The organism is Agrobacterium larrymoorei (assembly GCF_037722385.1).
GTDB classification, from domain to species: Bacteria; Pseudomonadota; Alphaproteobacteria; order Rhizobiales; family Rhizobiaceae; genus Agrobacterium; species Agrobacterium larrymoorei_C.
In genome coordinates, this window is the sequence record NZ_JBBKAQ010000002.1 from 66407 (window position 1) to 86581 (window position 20175).

A 20175-nucleotide genomic window follows, 5' to 3' on the forward strand; every position below is an offset into this window, starting at 1 on the left:
TTGCAGTGTTTCGAGTTTAAGGGAGGGACTTTTGAGACTAGGTGCACCTAAAGAAATTTATGAGAGCGAAGCGCGCGTCGCGATGACGCCGGATAGCGCTCAGGCCTTGCAGAAACTGGGTTACGAATGCCTGATCGAAAGCGGAGCCGGCAAATCTGCCGGTTTCTCCGATGAGGCTTACCGGGCAGCGGGCGTGACGGTGGTCGACAATGCGGAGGCGCTTTACGCAGGGTCCGATATTGTTGCCAAGGTTCGCCCGCCGGAGGCCTCCGAGATCGATCGGCTGTCTCCAGAGAAAACATTGATTTCCTTCTTTTACCCGGCGCAGAACCAGACGCTTCTGCAGCAGGCAAAGGACAAGGGTGCCGCCGTCATCGCCATGGACATGGTGCCGCGCATTTCGCGCGCCCAGAAGATGGATGCGCTCTCTTCCATGGCCAACATTGCCGGCTACCGCGCCGTCATCGAGGCGGGTAACAATTTCGGCCGCTTCTTTACCGGTCAGGTGACCGCCGCTGGCAAGGTGCCGCCGGCAAAGGTCCTTATCATCGGTGCGGGTGTGGCTGGTCTTGCCGCCATCGGCACAGCCACATCGCTTGGCGCCATTACCTACGCTTTCGATGTGCGCCCGGAAGTGGCAGAGCAGATTGAGTCCATGGGCGCTGAATTCGTCTATCTCGATTTTGCCGAACAGCAGGATGGCGCTGAGACCGGCGGTTATGCCGCTCCTTCATCGCCTGAATTTCGTGAAAAGCAACTCGCGAAGTTCCGCGAGCTCGCGCCGCAGATCGACATCGTCATCACCACGGCGCTCATCCCCGGTCGCGATGCACCGAAGCTTTGGCTCGCCGATATGGTGGCCGCAATGAAGCCCGGTTCGGTCATCGTCGATCTTGCCGCTGAACGCGGTGGCAATTGCGATCTGACCGTTCCGGATCAGCGCATCGTTTCCGACAATGGCGTGATCGTCATCGGCTATACGGATTTTCCAAGTCGCATGGCGGCGCAGGCTTCGACACTTTACGCCACCAACATCCGCCACATGATGGCCGATCTGACGCCAGCCAAGGATGGGCAGGTCGTGCATAACATGGAAGACGATGTCATCCGTGGTGCAACGGTCGCCTATAAGGGTGAGATCACCTATCCACCACCGCCGCCGAAGATCCAGGCTATTGCCGCGCAGAAGCCGAAGGAGAAAGCCAAGGAGCTGACGCCTGCGGAAAAGCGGGCGCAGGGAGTCAAGCTGTTCAAGACGCAGACCAGAAACCAAGTCGGTCTTCTGGCTGTGGGCACAGCCCTTCTTCTTCTTGTCGGCACTTACGCGCCCGCAAGCTTCATGAGCCACTTCATCGTCTTCGTTCTGGCATGCTTCATCGGCTTCCAGGTCATCTGGAATGTCAGCCATTCCCTCCACACGCCACTGATGGCGGTCACCAATGCCGTATCCGGCATCGTAATCCTGGGTGCGTTGCTGCAGATCGGTTCAAGCAACTGGTTGGTCGTCATTCTGGCGGCACTGTCGGTGCTGATCGCGACCATCAACATTGTGGGGGGCTTCCTCGTGACACGGCGCATGCTTGCCATGTTCCAGAAGTCTTGAGCCGGGGAAGGGGATTATCATGACACTTGGTATTGTTTCGGCGGCCTATGTTGCCGCAGCGGTTCTTTTCATCCTTTCGCTCGGCGGTCTCTCCGGCCAGGAAAGCGCCAAGCGCGCCGTCTGGTACGGCATCACCGGCATGGCGCTCGCCATCATCGCAACGGTGTTCGGACCGGATGTCGGCCACTGGTTCATCGTGCTGGTGATGCTGGCAGGCGGAGCGGTGCTCGGCCACTTCGTCGCAAACCGCGTGCAGATGACGGAGATGCCACAGCTTGTGGCAGCGCTGCACTCCTTCGTCGGTCTGGCAGCCGTCTTCATCGGCTTCAATGCCCATATCGAAGAGGCGCATGTCGCCTCTCTGGATGAGGCTTCGCGCTCAGCTCTCACCGGCTTTGCAGCCCTTCTGGCACACAAGACGCCGGTGGAATTGGCGATCATGAAGGTCGAGGTGTTCCTCGGCGTCTTCATCGGTGCCGTGACATTCACGGGTTCCGTGGTTGCCTTCGGCAAGCTGGCGGGCAAGGTGGATGGCAAGGCGAAGAAGCTGCCCGGCGGACATCTCCTCAATGCGGGGGCTGCGGCACTCTCGATCCTGCTGCTGATCTTGTACTGCAATGGCGCCGGCGCCTGGACGCTGGTGCTGATGACGTTGCTTGCCTTCTTCATCGGCTATCACTTGATCATGGGCATTGGCGGCGCCGATATGCCGGTGGTGGTCTCGATGCTGAACAGCTATTCCGGCTGGGCTGCCGCTGCGATCGGCTTTACGCTCGGCAATGATCTCCTGATCGTCACCGGCGCGCTGGTCGGCTCTTCGGGCGCGATCCTCTCCTACATCATGTGCAAGGCCATGAACCGGTCCTTCATTTCCGTTATCCTGGGCGGCTTTGGCGGCTCAAAGGGTCCGGCAATGGAGATCAATGGCGAGCAGGTGGAGATCGATGCCGATGGCGTGGCCGCAGCTCTCAACGAAGCCGACAGCGTCGTGATCGTGCCCGGTTACGGTATGGCTGTCGCTCAAGCACAGGCCGCAGTCTCGGAATTGACCCGCAAGCTGCGCGCCGCCGGCAAGACCGTGCGTTTCGCCATTCATCCCGTGGCAGGCCGTCTACCGGGCCATATGAACGTGCTTCTGGCAGAAGCGAAGGTGCCTTACGACATCGTGCTGGAAATGGACGAGATCAATGACGATTTCCCGAGCACGGATGTCGTCATCGTCATCGGCTCCAACGATATCGTCAACCCGGCCGCACAGGACGATCCGAACTCGCCCATCGCTGGCATGCCGGTTCTGGAAGTTTGGAAGGCAAAGCAAGTCTTCGTCTCCAAGCGCGGCCAGGGAACGGGTTATTCCGGCATCGAGAACCCGCTGTTCTTTAAGGAGAACACGCGCATGTTCTATGGCGACGCCAAGCAAAGCGTCAGTGCGCTCGTGCCTTTGCTATCCTGATGTGAAAATGGCGAGGCCTCGTCCTAATGAGATCGAGGCCTCGCCGCAGAGGCACCCACGCCTTTACGTCTTTGCCCAAAGCTCGACCAAGCCACCCGATGATTTCAAAACGGGATCTGTCTCAGGTATTGGGAGTGACTGGATAAGAGCCAGCATCTTATCGCTTGGCGCGTCGCGCTGGATGTCGGCCTCTTGACCCGGCGGATAGGCACCGACGACCTGGAAATCGCCGGAGCTTTCTAGCCGCTTATGTCCCGTTCCTGCAGGCAAAAGCAGGCAGTGTCCTTGCCTCACATCCAGTATCTTCCCATCCGGCCCGCCGATCTGCAGCTTCGCTTCGCCGCGCCCGACGCCCAGCACCTCATGGGCGCCGCTGTGATAATGATGATAGGAGAAGACGCCGTTTCGCCAGATGCCGGTCCAGCCATTGTCGTGGAACATGTCCTCGAAGGCGGACGAGTCCATATCGGCTCGGATCTGGCTGTAGAGAAGAGCAGGCAAGGTCGGATGATTGGGGACCCATTCGCTCGGCGACAGGGTAAAGTGGTCGATCTTCATCTGGTCCTCCTCAGCCAAGTCAAGCGCTTTGCGTCCTATTGGACTCACAAAGGACGCTCTACCTTTTGATTCCACGCGCCGCGCCTTTCGAAAATCTGTGCAGATTTTCAGGCCTATGCCTTCGCGGTGTCGATTAAACACCGATAACGGCTTCGGGTTCAGCATAAAGTTCGATGGAAACAGCGGGACCGGTTTCGCTTCTCGATCCGTGGGAGAAGGATTCAGATATCGTGCCTGCGGATATTGCGCAGGATCTTGTGCAGGGTCGTCACGAAAGCGCGATATTCCTCGTCGTCGATGTCTTTGAACATCCGGCACATATCGTTGTACATGATCGGCCAGACGTCCTCGAAGACGGCGCGGCCTTCATCGGTGATCGTCACGTCGCGCACGCGCATGTCGTCAGGGCGCGGCACGCGGCGCACGAGGCCCTGTTCTTCGAGTGAATCCAGCGTCCGGCTCATGGTGGATTGCTCGGTGACGGCGAAGACGGAAAGCTCGTTGATGGTAAGCGATGAGGAGACGTTCAGCACGGCAAGCGCGCGCATCTTCACGGTGGTGACGTCGCGTGCCTTCATGTCTTCGGCAAGGTTTGCATTCCACCGTGCCATGATGCGGTTCATGATATAGGGCGCAAAATTGTTGAGCCCGATCTCGCCGAGGCTGGGAATGCGTTTGGTCTGGTCGTCGGGATTTCCGAGGAATTCGACCGAAAAGCCGTTATCCATGTGCGTTCATCCCCTTATCAGCGCAAGGACGAGGCGAGCAGGAAACCGGAGCCGCCTGCAAGACCCGGGCCTGGATGCGTGGACGCCCCGATATGGTAGAGCCCGGCAACATGGGTCTTGTGGTTAACCGAGCTTTTGAACGGACGCCAGAGAAAGAATTGGTCGAGCCCGCAGAAGCCACCATAAGGATCGCCGCCAACGAGATTCATGTTCATCGCTTCCAGATCCGTCGGCGCGTAGACGCGACGCTTCAGAACGCCCTCGTCGAAATTTTCGATCTGTGCGCGCAGCATCGCCTCGATGCGATCGGCAAAGGCCTCGCGCAGCGCCTCCGTCCACCGCCCGTCAGCTGGGCAGGCCAATTCATTCGCCGCATCGCCTTTGATGTGACGCGGCGTATCCGGCACCTGGAGCCATAAAATGGCGGCGCCATCCGGCGCACGGCTGGGATCGAGCGCTGTCGGCTGGCCGACGCAGACCGTTGGCTCTGCGGGCAGAAGCCCTCGTTCGGCCTCGTTGGCGGAACGGGAGACTCCATCGAGACCGGGGGTTAGATGCAAGAGTGCCACCTTGCTCAGCTCTTCGCCTGCGCGCCAGCGAGGCGCAGCTTGAAGCGCATAATGGATTTGCATATTGCCCTTGCCATATCGGTAGCTGGCAAGCCCTTCCTGCACCGGTTGTGGCAGCTTGGTGGACGAGGCGTTCAACAGGCGCTCGTAAAGCTGATGGGGCGTGACGGAGGCGATGACGCCTTTGGCTGCTAGCAATTGTTTCCCGTCGGCAAGCGTGACGCCGACGGCCTTGCCGGACGCATCGACATCGACCCGCTCAGCATCGGCGTTGCGCATGATGCTGCCACCCTGATCCGTGATCAGCCGCTCGAAAGCTACGAGCAGATTGTCCGCCCCGCCCTTAACGATCGGGCAACCTGCCGCCTCGATAGCAAAGCCGATGACGCGGGTCATCTCGGCGGAATAGACGCTTTCCGGCCCGAGGCCGCAATGCAGCGCCCAGGGCGCGAATAGCCCGCGTAGTTCTTCGGAGCGATAGGTGGTTTCGAGATAACCACGCGCGGGCGCCAGTGCTTCACCGAAAAATGCGGTAAGCCCCTTCAATCCCCGTTTCCAGACTTCGCGACCAAGCAGCTTGGCTGTCGCGGTGGACCAGAGATTGCCGCCAAGCAGGCCGAAGACGAAGCCGGCATTGCCTGCGAAACGACCCATCTCCCGGTCGAAGGCCTTGCCGTCCCCCTCGGAGATACCATCGAAATGAGCGATGTTGCGGGCACGATCCATGGAGAGAATGGCATGCGTGCCATCTGGCCGCAGAACGCCAGTTGGCGTCGCCGCGTGGCAAAATTCCAGGCCTCTGGCCTCCAGATCCTTGCCGAGAGCGGCGAAGGCCGGCGACGTCAGGAACAGTACCATGGTTGTTGCCATGACATCGTGACTGAAGCCCGCAAGAGTGATCTCTTCAGTGCGCAGGCAGCCGCCGATGCGGTCGTTTCTCTCCAGCAGCAGGACGCGCTTGCCCTTCTTGCCCAAGAGAGCCGCAGCCACCAGCGCGTTGATGCCGCTTCCGACGATGATGTAATCAGGATCAGCCATGGGAAAACTCCGGGATAGGCGAAGGCAGCATCTCCATCATATGTGGCAGGGGAGGCATGAACCACGCCTCCGGCCCGTAGAGAACGCTGCGACGGACTGGCTTAGACGACGAGCGCCAGCGCCCGCACAGGCGAGCCTGTTCCCTTGACCAGCTTCAGCGGTGCTGCAATCAGGATCGCGCCTTTGGGTGGCAATTGATCGAGATGGCAAAGGCTGGCGAGCCCATATTTGTTCGCCTTGTGCATCAGGTTGTGGGCAGGGAAGGGCGGGTTCATGCCGCCAGCCGAGCCCGCATCCGTGCCGATGGTTTCCTGGCCCCAGCCGATAATGCCCTTGGATAGAAGATATTCGATGGCTTCCGCCGTTGGGCCTGGGGAATGCGGGCCGTTCTCATCAGCATTCAGGAAGGTTTCCGTCGAGCCGTTGCGCTTGTACCAGTCGGTGCGCAGCAGCACCCAGGTGCCGGGCTCGATTGCGCCATGCTCGGCTTCCCATTCCTGAATGCTTTCGACAGTCAGCAGATAATCCGGGTTTTCGGCTGCTTCCTTCGAGCGGTCGATGACGTTGACGGGCGCGACGAAGTTCTGCGGCGGAATGGTGTCCGTCGTGTTTTCGGCATTGTCCTTGCCGGTAATCCAATGGCACGGCGCATCGAAATGGGTGCCGGTATGTTCGCCAAGCTCCAGCCAGTTCCAGGCCCAGAACGGACCGTCCTGATCATAGGCGGAAATGGTGTGGACTTTGACGTTGGGCGTGTTCTTGCCGAAGTGTGGCGGCAGGTAAAGAACTGGCGTGTCTGGCCCAAGCGGCGCGGTCAGGTCCACCACCTTCACCTTGCCGGAGAGCAACCCGCTGGCAAGCCCTGCAATCGTCGAAGCGTCGGTCATTTACGTTCCCCTTTTATTGAACCGTCTGTTCCTGCTTCGTCAGCGCTGCTGAAGAAGCAGATGCGATAATGAGAAAAACCTATGACCAAAAATATGGATATGCAAGAATTTTGTTTAAGCTTAAATTGTTTTTCGTTGGAGCTTTGATCGGCAGCGATTTCGCCTCAAAATGAGCGGAGCAAAGGACATAGCGTTTGCGTCGAACCGTGCATGATGAAACCTGATCGGCTCTTCAGGTCCTCGAAAATCTGTATGAGCATATATTGGGAGACGAAACAGCCGACGATCTCAGCCGAGCTGACGGACTCCGAAGTTTGGCAACCGCCCCTCGACCGCAGTCAGACCATTGCTTGAAGCTTTGAGAATGTTGACCGCGCATCACGAATGGTGTTCTAGACTACCGATAAGAGCATGTCGCGTGAAAAGCAGGCAAAGGTTTTGCTGTCAGGGCATGTGTTAGAAAAAGAAACTTGAAGGGGCGGCTTCGGTATGAACGCCGCGGCACACTTCAGGACAAGGGACGGGTTATGGCGGCTATCGATCTGGAAGCGATCATCAGCGATACACAGGATGGCAAGAAACAGGAGCTGCGCCTGTGGCTCCGTCTGCTCTCGACGACCAAACTCATCTCCCAGGAAATCCGCCGTCGCCTGCGCCGCGAATTCGGCGCCACGCTGCCGCAGTTCGATCTCCTCTCGCAGCTCTACCGCGAAACCGACGGCCTGCGGCTTGGCGAACTCTCCAAGCGCACCATGGTGACCAACGGCAACATCACCGGCCTGGTGGAGCGATTGGAGGCCGACGGCCTCGTCATCCGCGAACGCCTCCCCGACGACCGCCGCGTCATCGTCGCTTATCTTACCGACAAGGGCCGCAAGACCTTCGACGCCATGGCCAAGGCCCATGACGGCTGGCTAAAGGACATGATGGCCGACGTCGACCCGATCGTGATTTCGGGGCTGATCACGCATGTCGGACAAGTGAAGCAGTCGACGCGCAATCATCTTTCGGGCGATGATGGGGATGAGGAGTGAGTTTTCGTGTGTGTGATCCAATCATCGGGTCCTGCGCGAGATTTAGGCGTTGCTGTTGTGGTTAACTCTCTTTCTGGAAAGGCGTTGCGGGTTAGCGCCATCTTCAGGAGTGGTGCCGCGTCTCCAGGTTAAATTCTCCTGTCGCAGCGTGGTCAGCAAAAGCTTGGTTCCCGCTTGACCATAAATTTCCTGCCACTATCTCCCTACGTTTTATGCCGGGGTCCCGGATGGCTCGCGGAAGTCAAAGGCGTCGTGAATACTTCAGCTGATGACACATCGAGATAAACATCGCCTCAGCACGCCAATAAACCAGCAGTGAATAACGCAGAACGGAATAAGTAAGACAATTGACAACAAAGTGTAAGCAGATGTGAAGTCTTTACTCAGACAACTGTGCCCGGGGTTTCTATGCCAACTTTGACGAATAAGAAGATTCCTCTTGGCTCTATCTCTGTCACGCTGAGCAGCATCCGACGGATGTGGAGGGAACTCAATGACGTTGTATCAGAGCAAGGCGAGATAGAATTAGCGCGTTTGGTGAAGCCAGCGGACCAGTCGGTTGAAGAGTTCGAGACCTATAAAGAAAACGCACGACGGGACACGTTTAAGATATTGGGAACTGTAGAGTTTGATAACGGCGACACTGTTCACGATACCGATCCTGAAATCGTCAAAGTTGAGGAAGAAGGTCCTCGCATCCGAGTAATCCACCTGTCAAACATCGCTCCTTATCAGCAGACCGTTGGGATCCGGCCGGAACACGCTTTTGAAGTTATTATTGATCTGCGTTCTCCAGCGTTGTTTGATGCTGGCAGCGTATTATCTGAGCCCACTCCAAATAATACGAGCCTGGCAATTTCTGGAAACCGACCTGGTTGGCAGGGCGGATTGGAGGCGGTCGTCAGAAGAAACATCACGCGCCGACGGCCAATCCGCACATGGTTCCACGGCGGTATGATCTACGATCTATTCCTGTTCATTATAGCCCTGCCGTTAGCTCTTTATGTATGCTGGGCGTTTGAGCCATTCGTTTCGAAGTGGTTCGGATTAACTAGTCCTGTAGTTGTTGGTGCCGCGTATCTTTATATCGCATTGAGTGTGATATGGATTTATCGCTTCATGTTTAGTTATGCGAAGTGGGCGTTTCCGTTCACGGAAATAGTTGATCAGAACAGTTCTCCTGCGCGTCATCGAGCACTTTGGTGGTCTCTTGTTGCTGCACTCCTTTTTAAACCGCTTACGAGTTTAGCAGGCGAGTTTTTGAAGAACACGCTGGGCTTCGGCCTGTGAAAAAACGAAAATAGTCCGCAACTAAGTGCGTTTCGCTAATTACGTGTTTTACACGAGGGCGTAGCCGAAACATTGAGAATATCGTGTTTTACGTCGCTACAAGATAATCATCGAACGTCCATCCAACGCTGCCGAAAATTGCAAATCGACTTCTAGGTTTCTAAGACGAATACAGTAAAGGGGAATGCGTTCATCCGGCTGGGACAAGGCTGCTTACATTCGGTTACAGCTTTAAACCTCAAGCCAGATAGCGGGTCTCAGAGAACTCTCAGAGGCCCGCTCCGCATTGAAATAGCGAAGACTTACTGCGGCTTCTTCTGTTTGCTGGCCTCGACGGCCTTTGCGCCCAAAGTAGGAGCGGCAGGCGGTGGGGCCTTGTCCTTCTTGGGTTTGCGGATTTCCTTGTTGCTTCTCACTTGACCTTTAGCCATGGGAATCTCCTCTTCAACACAAGAAGTAGCTGCTCTTTGGAGCAGAATAGCAAGAAAAATCGGAAGGATGTCGCAGACGGAAATGCGGGGCAAACTAATGCGTTTGCTATTCGACAAATCTTTCAGCAAGATTTGGTGGAGCTAAGCGGGATCGAACCGCTGACCTCTTGCATGCCATGCAAGCGCTCTCCCAGCTGAGCTATAGCCCCATAAGGGTTCCGGTATGTTTGATCCGGTTCCGGGAACCGAAGCGGTTGTTTCCGTTCGGTGGCGGCTTGATACTTCTCATGAATGAAGATGGCAAGCCGAAAAATTCGCCCGGTGACATTTTTTTGTAACCGGGCGAAAAAACTTTGAAAAATCAGGCTTCTTCGTCGTCGCCGCCGACACCGATGATGCCGGAGACGTCGTCATCGTCGTCATCTTCATCGGCTTCGAGGAAGGTGTCGTCGTCATCGTCCAGCTCGACATCATCGTCGCCGATATCATCGGGAACTTCGTCGTTGCTGTTGTCGCCATCTGCGTCTTCCAGCGAGACAAGTTCGACGTCCGTGCTTTCGGTATCGACTTCTTGAACGTCGTCTTCCTCGGCCTGCTCCATCTTGGCCTGCGCTGTCGTTTCCTCGAAGAAGGAAAGCGGCCAGGACTTGCCGGTGTAAGGGGAGACAACCGGGTCGCGGTTCAGGTCGTAGAATTTCTTGCCGGTATCCGGGTCGGTGCGCTTGGTTCCAAGTTCCGCTTTTGCCACTGTCAAAGCCTCGAATTTTTGAATGAGTTCGGTCTTAACGCCGCGAATTCGGCAGTAGACGGTAAAATTTATAGCCGGTCCCCTTAATCCCTGCAGTGTTGCCTGTCAAAGATAAACTGCATGGGATTGTGGGGGTGGAAGATTTCGGCCGCTTGCAGGGTGAACGCCCGCATTCTTTATGATAAAGCCCGCGCCTTAGGCAAACGTCCATTCGAGATTTTATCCCCATGACTTTTACGATCGCCATCGATGGCCCTGCGGCCGCAGGCAAGGGTACGCTGTCGCGCAAGATTGCCGAAGTTTACGGCTTTCATCATCTCGATACCGGCCTCACCTATCGCGCCACCGCCAAGGCGCTGCTCGATGCTGGCAAGCCTCTGGATGACGAGGCGATTGCGGAGGAGACTGCGCTCCATCTTGATCTCGCCGGGCTCGACCGCTCTGTTCTGTCGCGACATGAGGTAGGTGAGGCGGCGTCGAAGATCGCGGTCATGCCCGCCGTGCGGCGCGCGCTGGTGACGGCGCAGCGCGCGTTTTCGATGCGCGAGCCCGGTACCGTTCTGGACGGACGCGATATCGGCACGGTCGTCTGCCCGGATGCGCCGGTAAAGCTTTACGTGACGGCTTCTCCCGAAATCCGTGCGAGAAGGCGTTATGACGAGATCGTCGCAGGTGGCGGGGCTGCCGACTACAAGGCGATTTTCGCAGATGTGAAGAAGCGTGACGAGCGTGACATGGGCCGGGCTGATAGTCCTTTGAAACCAGCGCAAGACGCGCACTTGCTTGATACGTCGGAAATGAGTATAGAGGCGGCGTTTCAAGCGGCAAAAGTAATCATCGATGCCGCGATGAAGAGATGAGAATTGCACGGGAACCGGCAGGTCCGATTTCCGTTGTAGACTGTCCCGAAAGCATGCCCTGCGCCGGAAAGCCTTGCACGACAAGGCGGGCATGGAGTTCGGGAATGATCAACGCAAACCCCCGGCGCTTGTGTGTCCTTAAATAGATGGACACTTCAGGAGATTTAATGTCTGTAGCTACCCCCACGCGCGACGATTTCGCAGCCCTGCTCGAAGAGTCCTTTGCTTCCAACGACCTGGCCGAAGGCTACGTTGCCAAGGGCATCGTAACGGCCATCGAAAAGGATGTCGCGATCGTTGACGTTGGCCTCAAGGTCGAAGGCCGCGTTCCGCTGAAGGAATTCGGTGCCAAGTCCAAGGACGGCACGCTGAAAGTCGGCGACGAAGTCGAAGTTTATGTCGAGCGCATCGAAAACGCTCTGGGCGAAGCCGTTCTGTCGCGCGAGAAGGCTCGCCGCGAAGAGAGCTGGGTCAAGCTCGAAGCCAAGTTCGAAGCTGGCGAGCGCGTTGAAGGCGTTATCTTCAACCAGGTCAAGGGCGGCTTCACGGTCGATCTCGACGGCGCTGTTGCCTTCCTTCCGCGTTCGCAGGTCGACATCCGTCCGATCCGCGACGTGACGCCTCTGATGCACAACCCGCAGCCCTTCGAAATCCTCAAGATGGACAAGCGTCGCGGCAACATCGTTGTTTCGCGTCGCACCGTTCTCGAAGAGTCCCGTGCCGAGCAGCGTTCTGAAATCGTTCAGAACCTCGAAGAAGGCCAGGTTGTTGACGGCGTCGTCAAGAACATCACCGATTACGGTGCGTTCGTTGACCTTGGCGGCATCGACGGCCTGCTGCACGTCACCGACATGGCATGGCGCCGCGTCAACCATCCTTCGGAAATCCTCAACATTGGCCAGCAGGTCAAGGTTCAGATCATCCGCATCAACCAGGAAACCCACCGTATCTCGCTCGGCATGAAGCAGCTCGAGTCCGATCCGTGGGATGGCATCTCCGCCAAGTACCCGGTTGGCAAGAAGATCTCCGGTACGGTCACGAACATCACCGACTACGGTGCATTCGTCGAGCTGGAGCCGGGCATCGAAGGCCTGATCCACATTTCCGAAATGTCCTGGACCAAGAAGAACGTACATCCCGGCAAGATCCTGTCCACGAGCCAGGAAGTCGACGTTGTAGTTCTCGAAGTCGATCCGTCCAAGCGCCGTATCTCGCTCGGCCTGAAGCAGACGCTGGAAAACCCATGGCAGGCATTTGCCTACAGCCATCCGGCCGGCACTGAAGTTGAAGGCGAAGTCAAGAACAAGACCGAATTCGGCCTGTTCATTGGCCTCGAAGGCGATGTCGACGGCATGGTTCACCTGTCGGATCTCGACTGGAACCGTCCGGGCGAGCAGGTCATCGAAGAGTTCAACAAGGGCGACGTCGTCAAGGCTGTCGTTCTGGACGTTGACGTCGAGAAGGAGCGTATCTCTCTCGGTATCAAGCAGCTCGGCAAGGATTCCGTCGGCGAAGCTGCAACGTCTGGCGAACTGCGCAAGAACGCTGTCGTTTCCGCTGAAGTCATCGGCGTCAACGAAGGCGGCATCGAAGTGAAGCTCGTCAACCACGAAGACATCACCTCCTTCATCCGCCGCAACGACCTGGCACGCGATCGTGACGATCAGCGTCCGGAGCGTTTCTCGGTTGGTCAGGTTCTCGACGCCCGCGTCGTCAACTTCTCCAAGAAGGATCGCAAGGTTATGCTTTCGATCAAGGCTCTGGAAATCGCAGAAGAGAAGGAAGCCGTCGCTCAGTTCGGTTCGTCCGACTCCGGCGCTTCGCTCGGCGACATCCTTGGCGCGGCTCTGAAGAACCGCGGCGAGTAATCGTCAGCTCCTTGAAATGAAGAACCCGCCGGAGCGATCCGGCGGGTTTTTTATTGCGATTTTCACGAGGGGACAGGATACCGCGCGGCTTGGCAAACTCGGCGGCTCGCAGGTCAGGCGAAGTTGCCCATTCGTAAGTAATAAGACTCAGCATCACCCACCCGGCCATCCTCTCGCGCACCTTCGGAAACCGAATGATCGACCGGCTCGTCATTGGCGGCGACGCGCTCTTCCTGATAGATTGGCTCGTCCGTGCGATTTTGTTGCGCTTCGTTCTGGTCCGGATGGTCCTCTCCAGCCTGTCCTTCGCTCTCACCATCAGAGGAAGGCCAGCGGCCGCGCGGCGGTGCGTCCTCGTCGCGCTTCTGCTCCTCGATCGGGTAGTTGACGAAGGGAAGCGGTGTGCCCGGCTTGGTAACCAGCGAGGCAACCGCGGATTGGAGCGCGGCCTGCTCGAAGACGACGCTCTTTCCGTCGGCCGTAGCTAAGGCACGTGCAGCGACCGGCGCTTCCGGGCGAAGCATCGGTGCCGGGCTCGCTTCACTTGCAGCGCCAGTTGAATGGCCCTGCGGCTGTCCAGACGTTGGGATTTGCTGCTTCTTCGGAGCCTCAGTTTCTGAGCCTTCTTCGTGCGGCACGACAGGCGGTGCGGAAAATGTGCTTGGCAGCGGATCGGCGCGCTCGGGCAGTTTGCCGAGCAGTACGGCCAGCAACAATGTCTCCATGTCCTGCGGGCTCGCGGCGCGAAACTGTGTTGCGAGTGTCGCGGCATCTGTCTTCAGGAATGGGGTAGGCGGAGCAAGATCCGTCGCACCATCCTGCGTCTTCATCACCGCGTCTGCGCTCTGCGGAGGGAAGGTCGGCAGACCGGCCTTGCTTGATGGTGCGGGCTGCGGAGAAGACTGCGCGTGTTCCGCGGGAGGCAACGCTTGAGGCGTGCCAAGTGACGCGGTCGCCTTCTGAGCGGTGACTTGTGAGAGAAGGGGCGTCTGCGCACTCGCTTTCGCGGGAACCTGCGTTGCAGTCGAAGCGATGTTTGCTGTTGGCTGGGCGTCAACCTGCTCTGCAGGTGGCATCGTGTCTACGGTCGCAGGTTCACCGGTCCAAGAATCGTTCTGGCCAGCGGGAAGTGGCAGTCGAGATAGCTGTGTTGCGGGCGGCGGCCCGTTGACCGGTCGAAGACTAAGGGATGGGCTGTCCGGGAGGAGATCCTGGAGATAGGGCGGCAGCGCCATCTTCGCGCCGTCTTCCGATTGGCCGACACGGGCGAGTTCCAACATGACCGCCAACCTGGCAGCGTTTGGCCCGGCATTGTTCTTCAGAATGTCGAGCATCAGCGCAATCGTCATGCCCTTCAGCAGCTTTCCAAGTTGCTGTTCGAGTGTCGCTCGCTGCGCTATCGGGAGAGATTGAAGGGCTAAGGTCAGGCGGTTCACATAGGCGCCTGCATCTTCGCCTTCCAGACGTTCCATTCCCAGAAGCGAGCCCAGAACTTCTGCGAGTACGGTCCCGGTGCGGTGAAGCTCGGCTTCTCCGGAAATTGCGCGGGCAGCGACGACGGGGAGATTGGGTGAGGTGTCTGAGATAGCTTGCGGGGTGGTCTGCTGGTTGGCCGGCGACGCGAACGCGTCCGGCTTTTGCCCCGAGGTCTGCGGGGAAAGCTCTCCTGCTGTGACGGCACTGACGGGCGGCAGCATGGCACGCTCTTTCTCTGTCCGAAGCGCGTTGATCCGCTCTCATCGCGTCGCAGCTTTGATGCTCAGGGGTGCGCGCGAGACTTTGCTCCTCATCCGCACCGCCGGGACATGACTCCTCAGCCGAGCGCACCAGGGCGAGCGAAAGGAATCACTAAGTACAATCATGACGGCAAAATATTAATCGACCGCTAACCATAAGTGCGGCCTCGGCACTCACCGACGTCTTTAGCTGTGGGCGAAGATGTCGGTATCGTCCCAGCCGAGAAGGTCGAGCTTGGCGCGCGTGGGCAGGAAGGCAAAGCAGGCAGTGGCGTGATCGTAGCGTCCGTCGCGGATCAGCCGGTGTGTGAGCTTATCGCGCAATGCATGCAGGTGAAGAACGTCGGATGCGGCATATTCGAGCTGCGCCGGGGAGAGCGTTTCGGCTGCCCAGTCTGACGATTGCTGTGCCTTGGAGATGTCGATCTCCAGCATCTCTTTCAGATTGTCCTTCAACCCGTGCCGGTCCGTATAGGTGCGGCAGAGCCTTGAGGCGATCTTGGTGCAGAAGACGGGCGTCGTCGTTACGCCAAACGTGTAGAACAGGACGGCGATATCGAAGCGGCCATAATGGAAGATCTTCTCGCGGCTCGGATCCTCCAGCATGGCAACGAGGTTTGGCGCCTCCTTTTGTCCCGCGGCAATACGCACCACGTCTGCCGTGCCGTCACCCGGCGAGAGCTGCACGACACACAGCCTGTCGCGGCGCGGCACCAGCCCGAGCGTTTCCGTATCGACAGCGATTGCGCCTGTATAGCGGGCGGCATCGCTCGCAGAGATATCGCCTTCGTGATAGCGGATCTTGGCAGCCATTTGGTACTCCGGTTACGCGTCTTCCGGTTCCGGCTATAGCGCAAAGTGGCTGCTGGCGATACCGCTTTCGCCCTTGAAGCTCTTGCCTCGTCAGCCAGTCGCGGTCTAGGTTGCAGCCAGACTCCTGCCAATGACGAAATCTCTTCATCCATGACCAAGAAAATCTACCTCGCGGGACCTGAGGTCTTTCTCTCCAATGCGCGCGACATGCTGGATGCTAAGGCAAAGCTCGCTCGCGAAGCTGGCTTCACACCCTTATCTCCCGGCGATCTGGAAATTCCACCGGCAGATACCAAGACCGGCCACGGCTGCAACATCAATGCCATCGACGAGCATATGATGCTGGAGGCCAACGCTATCATTGCCAATCTGACGCCTTTTCGGGGGATCGCCGCCGATGTCGGTACGAGCTTCGAACTCGGCTTCATGTGCGCCCTCGGTAAGCCGGTGTTTGCCTATACGAACATGGCGAAGAACCATTTCACCCGCATCCACGATCATTATGCTGGCGCGGTGGAACTGGGCGATGACGGGCGTTACAGGGGACCAGACGGGCTTTCGGTGGAGAATTTCGACATGGTCGACAATCTCATGCTGCATGGCGCGATCCTTCGCCGCGGCGGCGACGTGATCGTCGGAGACGCGACGCCTGACGAACTCTACACCGATTTGACGGCATTCAAAGAGTGCCTGAAGCTTGCGGCGGCAAAGCTTCTTTAAAACAACTGCATCAAGCGGAGAGCAGATATGACAGCCACTATCCTCATCACCGGCGCAACCTCCGGCTTCGGCCTTTCCACCACGCGTCTTTTTGCGAACGAGGGTTGGAAGGTGATCGGTACAGGCCGTCGCGCCGAACGCCTGCAGGCTCTGAAAGACGAACTCGGATCGTCCTTCCATGGCCTTGCATTCGACATCACCGATCAAGAGGCGATGCGCTCTGCTTTTGCCGATCTGCCGCAGGAATTTGCCGCAATCGATGTGCTGGTCAACAATGCCGGCCTCGCTCTCGGAACGGCCGTTGCGCCGCAAGTGCCGCTTGAAGACTGGCACACGATGGTCAACACCAACATTACCGGGCTGTTGAACATCACCCACCACCTTTTGCCGACGTTGATCGAGCGTCGCGGCATCGTCGTCAACCTCTCATCGGTCGCCGCAAGCTGGCCCTATGCCGGGGGCAATGTTTATGCCGGCACCAAGGCGTTCCTGCGCCAGTTTTCGCTTGGCTTGCGTTCAGACCTGCATGGCAAGGGGGTCCGCGTTACGTCGATTGAGCCTGGGATGTGCGAGACCGAGTTCACTCTGGTGCGCACCGGCGGCAATCAGCAGGCGTCCGACACGCTCTACAAGGGCGTCAATCCCATCCTGCCGGAGGATATCGCCAACACCATTCATTGGGTGGTGTCTCAGCCGAAGCATATCAACATCAACAGCATCGAGTTGATGCCCGTAAACCAGTCTTTCGCGGGCTTCCAGGTTCACCGCGACGCATGAACCGCGAGGTACCCATCGGGTGGCTGGGTTGCGAGACGGTAGTGATCAAAAAAAAGTCATAGCCACGGCAGTTATGCAAACGTTGCATTGCTGCCTTGCGAGTGTCGCGCTTTTCAGTCCGGGATGACGGGAGTATATATTGATCATCGAAACGACGCACTCCTCCTCCCAGCGTCTTTCGATGTGGATTGGCGATACTCCTCCTCCCAATTGCCAATCAAGTTCAAAGCCTGCCGCACCTCCTCCCGCGGCAGGCTTTTTCTTTTCCAGCTACACTGCTGACATTCTTCTCTGCCCACAGCTTAGAGCGCGTCCATCTGGCCATGCGCGATCGCAGCCTTGCCGGTGTTCATTCTCGGCTGCCATGTTCCCTCTCGACTGCCATGCTCCCTCTCGACAAGCCTACTCGGCTGCAGTTCTTAGACACCCATCGATAATGGTTCGGATTTCTGCTCGGCAGGAGCCGCAATTGGTACCAGCGCTCAGACAAGCACCAACTGCCTCCACCGTGTGACAGCCCTCGCGGATCGCACTGGTGATCTGGTTGATGCCGACGTTGAAGCAGGAGCAGACGGTGGCGCCGGGATCAGGCCTTCCTGCACCGGGTCTGCCTGCGACAAGCGCGAAGCGATTGCGCGTGTCCTCATGCCGCTCTTTCAACTGCGCAACAGCCCAGTTTCGCGCAACGGCGACAGGTGTGGCCGCGATGAACAGCGCAGCCAGCAACGTCTCCCCGTCAAAGAAGGCCAGTCGAACGTCACTGCTTTGGCTGTCGGCGTAGCCAAGCGGTTCGATGTGGGCGTCGATCCCGAAAATCTCTCTGCTCCAGGAAATCCAGTCTTCCGGTACCGTCTCGAAAGCAAGCTCCAGGCGATAGCCACCTTCGGCCTTGGCAAGAGCCCAGTAGGAGCAATCGGGCTTTTGTGGAGCCGTGGCCGTGACTGCAAAGGCATAGGCTTTCGCTTCAAAGCGCCGCGCCGCGACGGCGACGTTTTTTGACGCCGGCTGACCGGAAAAGGGGTCGGTGTTTGGAGCAACGAGCTTGTCGATCCGGGCGTTCGCGGCAAACTGATCATTCCAATGCATCGGCGCGAAGACGCTGCCCCGCGCCTGTCTTTCGGTGACGAGCGCGCGCAGAACCACCGTGCCAAGCGGGCTTTCGACTTCGACCAGATCGGCGCTCCTTATCCCGGCTGCCATCGCATCGCGCGGATGGAGTTCGACGTATGGTTCGGCAAGATGCGAGGATAGCCGGGCGCTTTTGCCGGTACGGGTCATGGTGTGCCACTGATCGCGGATGCGGCCAGTGTTCAAGGTCAGCGGGTACTCAACAGTGGTGCGGTTCGTCTGCGGTAGCACTGTGGAGATGAATCGTGCCTTTCCATCCGCATGGAAGAACTTGCCGTCGGCGAAGAAGCGCGTCGTGCTGCGGGCTGTGCCAGAAGGCTGAGGCCAGTTGAAGGGCGTCATGTCGTCGTAAGGTTGCTGTTCCATCTTGGAGTAAGCGCCGATATCGAAATCGCGCGTGCCATTGTTCTCGAAGGCCGAAAGTGCGGCGTGTTCTGCGAAAATCTCTGCAGGGCCGTGATAGGTAAAGGCGTCTCCGTCGCCCATGCGCTTGCCGATTTCTGCGAACTGCCACCAGTCGGGCTTTGCCTCTCCCGGTGCCGCAAGATATCCACGCTGGCGGGAAATGCGTCTTTCCGAATTGGTGACTGTGCCGTCCTTTTCGCCCCAACCCAGAGAGGGGAGCAGCACATGCGCATGGCGCGCCGTGTCCGTCGTTGCCATGATGTCGGAGACGACGACAAAAGGACATTGTTTCAGCGCGGCCTCCACAGCCCTGGCATCAGGCATAGAAACGACCGGATTGGTGGCCATGATCCAAAGCGCCTTGATGCGGCCATCGGCCACCGCCTGGAACATGTCGACAGCTTTTAGCCCGGGTTTTTCGGCGATGGTCGGTGCTTTCCAGAAGCGCTGCACCCGGTCGCGATCCTCCGCACTTTCGATCGCCATATGGGCCGCGAGCATATTGGCAAGGCCGCCCACTTCGCGTCCACCCATGGCATTGGGCTGACCCGTCAATGAAAAAGGTCCCGCGCCCGGCTTGCCGATGCGGCACGTCGCCAGATGACAGTTGATGATGGCGTTGACCTTGTCGGTCCCGCTCGACGACTGATTGACGCCCTGACTGTAGCAGGTGACGACCTTTTCTGTTCGTTCGAACAGTTCATAGAAGCGGATGAGTTCTGCGAGGCTAAGACCCGTTGCCTCGACGATCTCTGGCAGACCGATCGCGCAAGCGGATTGGATCGCGGTCTCGAAGCCGACTGTATGGGCCGCGACATAGGCTGTGTCCACCGCCTTGCCGTTTGCAAGATGCGCCAAGAGACCCGTAAAAAGTGCCACGTCGCCGTCTGGCCGGATGGCAAGATGCATGTCGGCGATATCGCAGGTCATGGTGCGGCGTGGGTCGATCACCACGATCTTCATGTCAGGTCGTTCGGCCTTGGCCGCTGCAAGGCGCTGATAGATGACCGGATGACACCAGGCGAGGTTGGATCCCGTCAGGATCACGAGGTCCGCGGTAACTAGATCCTCATAGAGACCCGGAACCGTATCTGACCCGAAGGCGCGGCGATGGCCCGCGACGGAAGACGACATGCACAGCCGCGAGTTGGTGTCGATATTGCCGGAGCCGATGAAGCCTTTCATCAGCTTGTTGGCAAGATAATAGTCTTCCGTCAACAACTGACCGGAGACATAAAAGGCGACCGCATCCGGTCCATGCGTGGCAATCGCTTCAGAGAATTTCGAGGCCACGAGGTCGAGTGCCTCATCCCAGCCGGCCTGCTTTCCGTCAATCTGCGGATAGAGCAGACGTCCGTCGAGATCGAGCGTTTCGCCAAGGGCTGAACCTTTCGAGCAGAGCCGACCGAAATTGGCCGGGTGATCGGGATCGCCCTTTACCGAAACTGTGCCGGTATCATCGATCTTAGCGATGACACCGCAGCCGACGCCGCAATAGGGACAGGTGGTCTTGACCTCGTGTTCCATGG

General features: G+C 58.2%; 17 protein-coding genes and 1 tRNA gene. 8 read left to right on the top strand and 10 right to left on the bottom strand.

Translation table 11 applies throughout. The features are described 5' to 3' along the window. Positions 1-31 precede the first annotated feature (31 nt). Both WKI41_RS04750 and WKI41_RS04755 read left to right on the top strand, forming a co-directional pair. Positions 32-1603 carry a Re/Si-specific NAD(P)(+) transhydrogenase subunit alpha gene (locus WKI41_RS04750; protein ID WP_340192375.1) on the top strand — a complete coding sequence of 524 codons (1572 nt, stop codon included), beginning with the start codon at positions 32-34 and terminating at the stop codon, positions 1601-1603. Positions 1604-1622: 19 nt separating this feature from the next. Further along, entirely contained in the window at positions 1623-3056 is a 1434-nt protein-coding gene (locus WKI41_RS04755) for an NAD(P)(+) transhydrogenase (Re/Si-specific) subunit beta (RefSeq protein WP_340192376.1), read from the top strand. 63 nt (positions 3057-3119) lie between these two features. Here the strand turns inward: WKI41_RS04755 and WKI41_RS04760 are convergent, their stop codons facing one another. The 4 genes from WKI41_RS04760 to WKI41_RS04775 form a co-directional block, all read right to left on the bottom strand. Continuing rightward, the gene (locus tag WKI41_RS04760) at positions 3120-3614 is read right to left on the bottom strand and encodes a cupin (protein ID WP_340192377.1); all 495 of its coding nucleotides are present in this window, start codon (positions 3612-3614) and stop codon (positions 3120-3122) included. Positions 3615-3835: 221 nt separating this feature from the next. Beyond that, positions 3836-4342 carry a MarR family winged helix-turn-helix transcriptional regulator gene (locus tag WKI41_RS04765; protein ID WP_340192378.1) on the bottom strand — a complete coding sequence of 169 codons (507 nt, stop codon included), beginning with the start codon at positions 4340-4342 and terminating at the stop codon, positions 3836-3838. A 17-nt stretch (positions 4343-4359) separates the two neighbouring features. Continuing rightward, positions 4360-5949 carry a phytoene desaturase family protein gene (locus tag WKI41_RS04770; RefSeq protein ID WP_340192379.1) on the bottom strand — a complete coding sequence of 530 codons (1590 nt, stop codon included), beginning with the start codon at positions 5947-5949 and terminating at the stop codon, positions 4360-4362. 101 nt (positions 5950-6050) lie between these two features. Continuing rightward, on the bottom strand, positions 6051-6836 hold the full coding sequence (locus WKI41_RS04775) for a cyclase family protein (protein WP_340192380.1): 786 nt from the start codon (positions 6834-6836) through the stop codon (positions 6051-6053). 527 nt (positions 6837-7363) lie between these two features. Between WKI41_RS04775 and WKI41_RS04780 the strand changes: the two genes are divergently transcribed. Beyond that, complete coding sequence (locus WKI41_RS04780; protein WP_296035790.1) at positions 7364-7870, top strand: MarR family winged helix-turn-helix transcriptional regulator; 507 nt, start codon at positions 7364-7366, stop codon at positions 7868-7870. 408 nt (positions 7871-8278) lie between these two features. Next, positions 8279-9160: a hypothetical protein gene (locus WKI41_RS04785; protein WP_340192381.1), complete on the top strand. Its 882-nt coding sequence runs from the start codon at positions 8279-8281 to the stop codon at positions 9158-9160. Positions 9161-9462: 302 nt separating this feature from the next. Here the strand turns inward: WKI41_RS04785 and WKI41_RS04790 are convergent, their stop codons facing one another. From WKI41_RS04790 to WKI41_RS04800, 3 genes are all read right to left on the bottom strand, one after another. After that, on the bottom strand, positions 9463-9591 hold the full coding sequence (locus tag WKI41_RS04790; RefSeq protein ID WP_306929610.1) for a hypothetical protein: 129 nt from the start codon (positions 9589-9591) through the stop codon (positions 9463-9465). Between the two features lie 133 nt (positions 9592-9724). Next, positions 9725-9800: transfer RNA gene (locus tag WKI41_RS04795), tRNA-Ala, on the bottom strand. A 152-nt stretch (positions 9801-9952) separates the two neighbouring features. Then, positions 9953-10339 (bottom strand): TIGR02300 family protein, encoded by a 387-nt coding sequence (locus WKI41_RS04800; RefSeq protein WP_340192382.1) that lies wholly within the window; start codon positions 10337-10339, stop codon positions 9953-9955. Positions 10340-10566: 227 nt separating this feature from the next. On the opposite strand from WKI41_RS04800, the gene cmk reads away from it, so the two are divergent. Together cmk and rpsA are read left to right on the top strand one after the other, a co-directional pair. Then, positions 10567-11199 (top strand): (d)CMP kinase, encoded by a 633-nt coding sequence (gene cmk / locus WKI41_RS04805; protein WP_340192383.1) that lies wholly within the window; start codon positions 10567-10569, stop codon positions 11197-11199. Between the two features lie 167 nt (positions 11200-11366). Next, a complete protein-coding gene (gene rpsA / locus WKI41_RS04810) occupies positions 11367-13067 on the top strand; it encodes a 30S ribosomal protein S1 (protein ID WP_062427705.1) in 1701 nt (566 codons plus the stop codon). Between the two features lie 113 nt (positions 13068-13180). Here the strand turns inward: rpsA and WKI41_RS04815 are convergent, their stop codons facing one another. Then, positions 13181-14764 (bottom strand): hypothetical protein, encoded by a 1584-nt coding sequence (locus tag WKI41_RS04815; protein ID WP_340192384.1) that lies wholly within the window; start codon positions 14762-14764, stop codon positions 13181-13183. A gap of 225 nt (positions 14765-14989) precedes the next feature. Beyond that, positions 14990-15616: a ribonuclease D gene (locus tag WKI41_RS04820; protein WP_340192385.1), complete on the bottom strand. Its 627-nt coding sequence runs from the start codon at positions 15614-15616 to the stop codon at positions 14990-14992. Between the two features lie 150 nt (positions 15617-15766). On the opposite strand from WKI41_RS04820, the gene WKI41_RS04825 reads away from it, so the two are divergent. Together WKI41_RS04825 and WKI41_RS04830 are read left to right on the top strand one after the other, a co-directional pair. Next, the gene (locus tag WKI41_RS04825) at positions 15767-16336 is read left to right on the top strand and encodes a nucleoside 2-deoxyribosyltransferase (protein WP_340192386.1); all 570 of its coding nucleotides are present in this window, start codon (positions 15767-15769) and stop codon (positions 16334-16336) included. A 27-nt stretch (positions 16337-16363) separates the two neighbouring features. Continuing rightward, entirely contained in the window at positions 16364-17113 is a 750-nt protein-coding gene (locus WKI41_RS04830; RefSeq protein WP_340192387.1) for an SDR family oxidoreductase, read from the top strand. 402 nt (positions 17114-17515) lie between these two features. On the opposite strand, the gene WKI41_RS04835 is transcribed toward WKI41_RS04830, so the two are convergent. Then, a complete protein-coding gene (locus tag WKI41_RS04835; protein ID WP_340192388.1) occupies positions 17516-20173 on the bottom strand; it encodes a molybdopterin-dependent oxidoreductase in 2658 nt (885 codons plus the stop codon). Positions 20174-20175: the final 2 nt, after the last annotated feature.

What these genes read in the sequence shown, in the direction of transcription:
- WKI41_RS04755 (WP_340192376.1), top strand. Translation starts at nt 1,623, where the DNA reads ATGACACTTGGTATTGTTTCGGCGGCCTATGTTGCCGCAGCGGTTCTT.
- WKI41_RS04760 (WP_340192377.1), bottom strand. Translation starts at nt 3,614, where the DNA reads ATGAAGATCGACCACTTTACCCTGTCGCCGAGCGAATGGGTCCCCAAT.
- WKI41_RS04765 (WP_340192378.1), bottom strand. Translation starts at nt 4,342, where the DNA reads ATGGATAACGGCTTTTCGGTCGAATTCCTCGGAAATCCCGACGACCAG.
- WKI41_RS04770 (WP_340192379.1), bottom strand. Translation starts at nt 5,949, where the DNA reads ATGGCTGATCCTGATTACATCATCGTCGGAAGCGGCATCAACGCGCTG.
- WKI41_RS04775 (WP_340192380.1), bottom strand. Translation starts at nt 6,836, where the DNA reads ATGACCGACGCTTCGACGATTGCAGGGCTTGCCAGCGGGTTGCTCTCC.
- WKI41_RS04780 (WP_296035790.1), top strand. Translation starts at nt 7,364, where the DNA reads ATGGCGGCTATCGATCTGGAAGCGATCATCAGCGATACACAGGATGGC.
- WKI41_RS04785 (WP_340192381.1), top strand. Translation starts at nt 8,279, where the DNA reads ATGCCAACTTTGACGAATAAGAAGATTCCTCTTGGCTCTATCTCTGTC.
- WKI41_RS04790 (WP_306929610.1), bottom strand. Translation starts at nt 9,591, where the DNA reads ATGGCTAAAGGTCAAGTGAGAAGCAACAAGGAAATCCGCAAACCCAAG.
- cmk (WP_340192383.1), top strand. Translation starts at nt 10,567, where the DNA reads ATGACTTTTACGATCGCCATCGATGGCCCTGCGGCCGCAGGCAAGGGT.
- rpsA (WP_062427705.1), top strand. Translation starts at nt 11,367, where the DNA reads ATGTCTGTAGCTACCCCCACGCGCGACGATTTCGCAGCCCTGCTCGAA.
- WKI41_RS04815 (WP_340192384.1), bottom strand. Translation starts at nt 14,764, where the DNA reads ATGCTGCCGCCCGTCAGTGCCGTCACAGCAGGAGAGCTTTCCCCGCAG.
- WKI41_RS04820 (WP_340192385.1), bottom strand. Translation starts at nt 15,616, where the DNA reads ATGGCTGCCAAGATCCGCTATCACGAAGGCGATATCTCTGCGAGCGAT.
- WKI41_RS04825 (WP_340192386.1), top strand. Translation starts at nt 15,767, where the DNA reads ATGACCAAGAAAATCTACCTCGCGGGACCTGAGGTCTTTCTCTCCAAT.
- WKI41_RS04830 (WP_340192387.1), top strand. Translation starts at nt 16,364, where the DNA reads ATGACAGCCACTATCCTCATCACCGGCGCAACCTCCGGCTTCGGCCTT.
- WKI41_RS04835 (WP_340192388.1), bottom strand. Translation starts at nt 20,173, where the DNA reads ATGGAACACGAGGTCAAGACCACCTGTCCCTATTGCGGCGTCGGCTGC.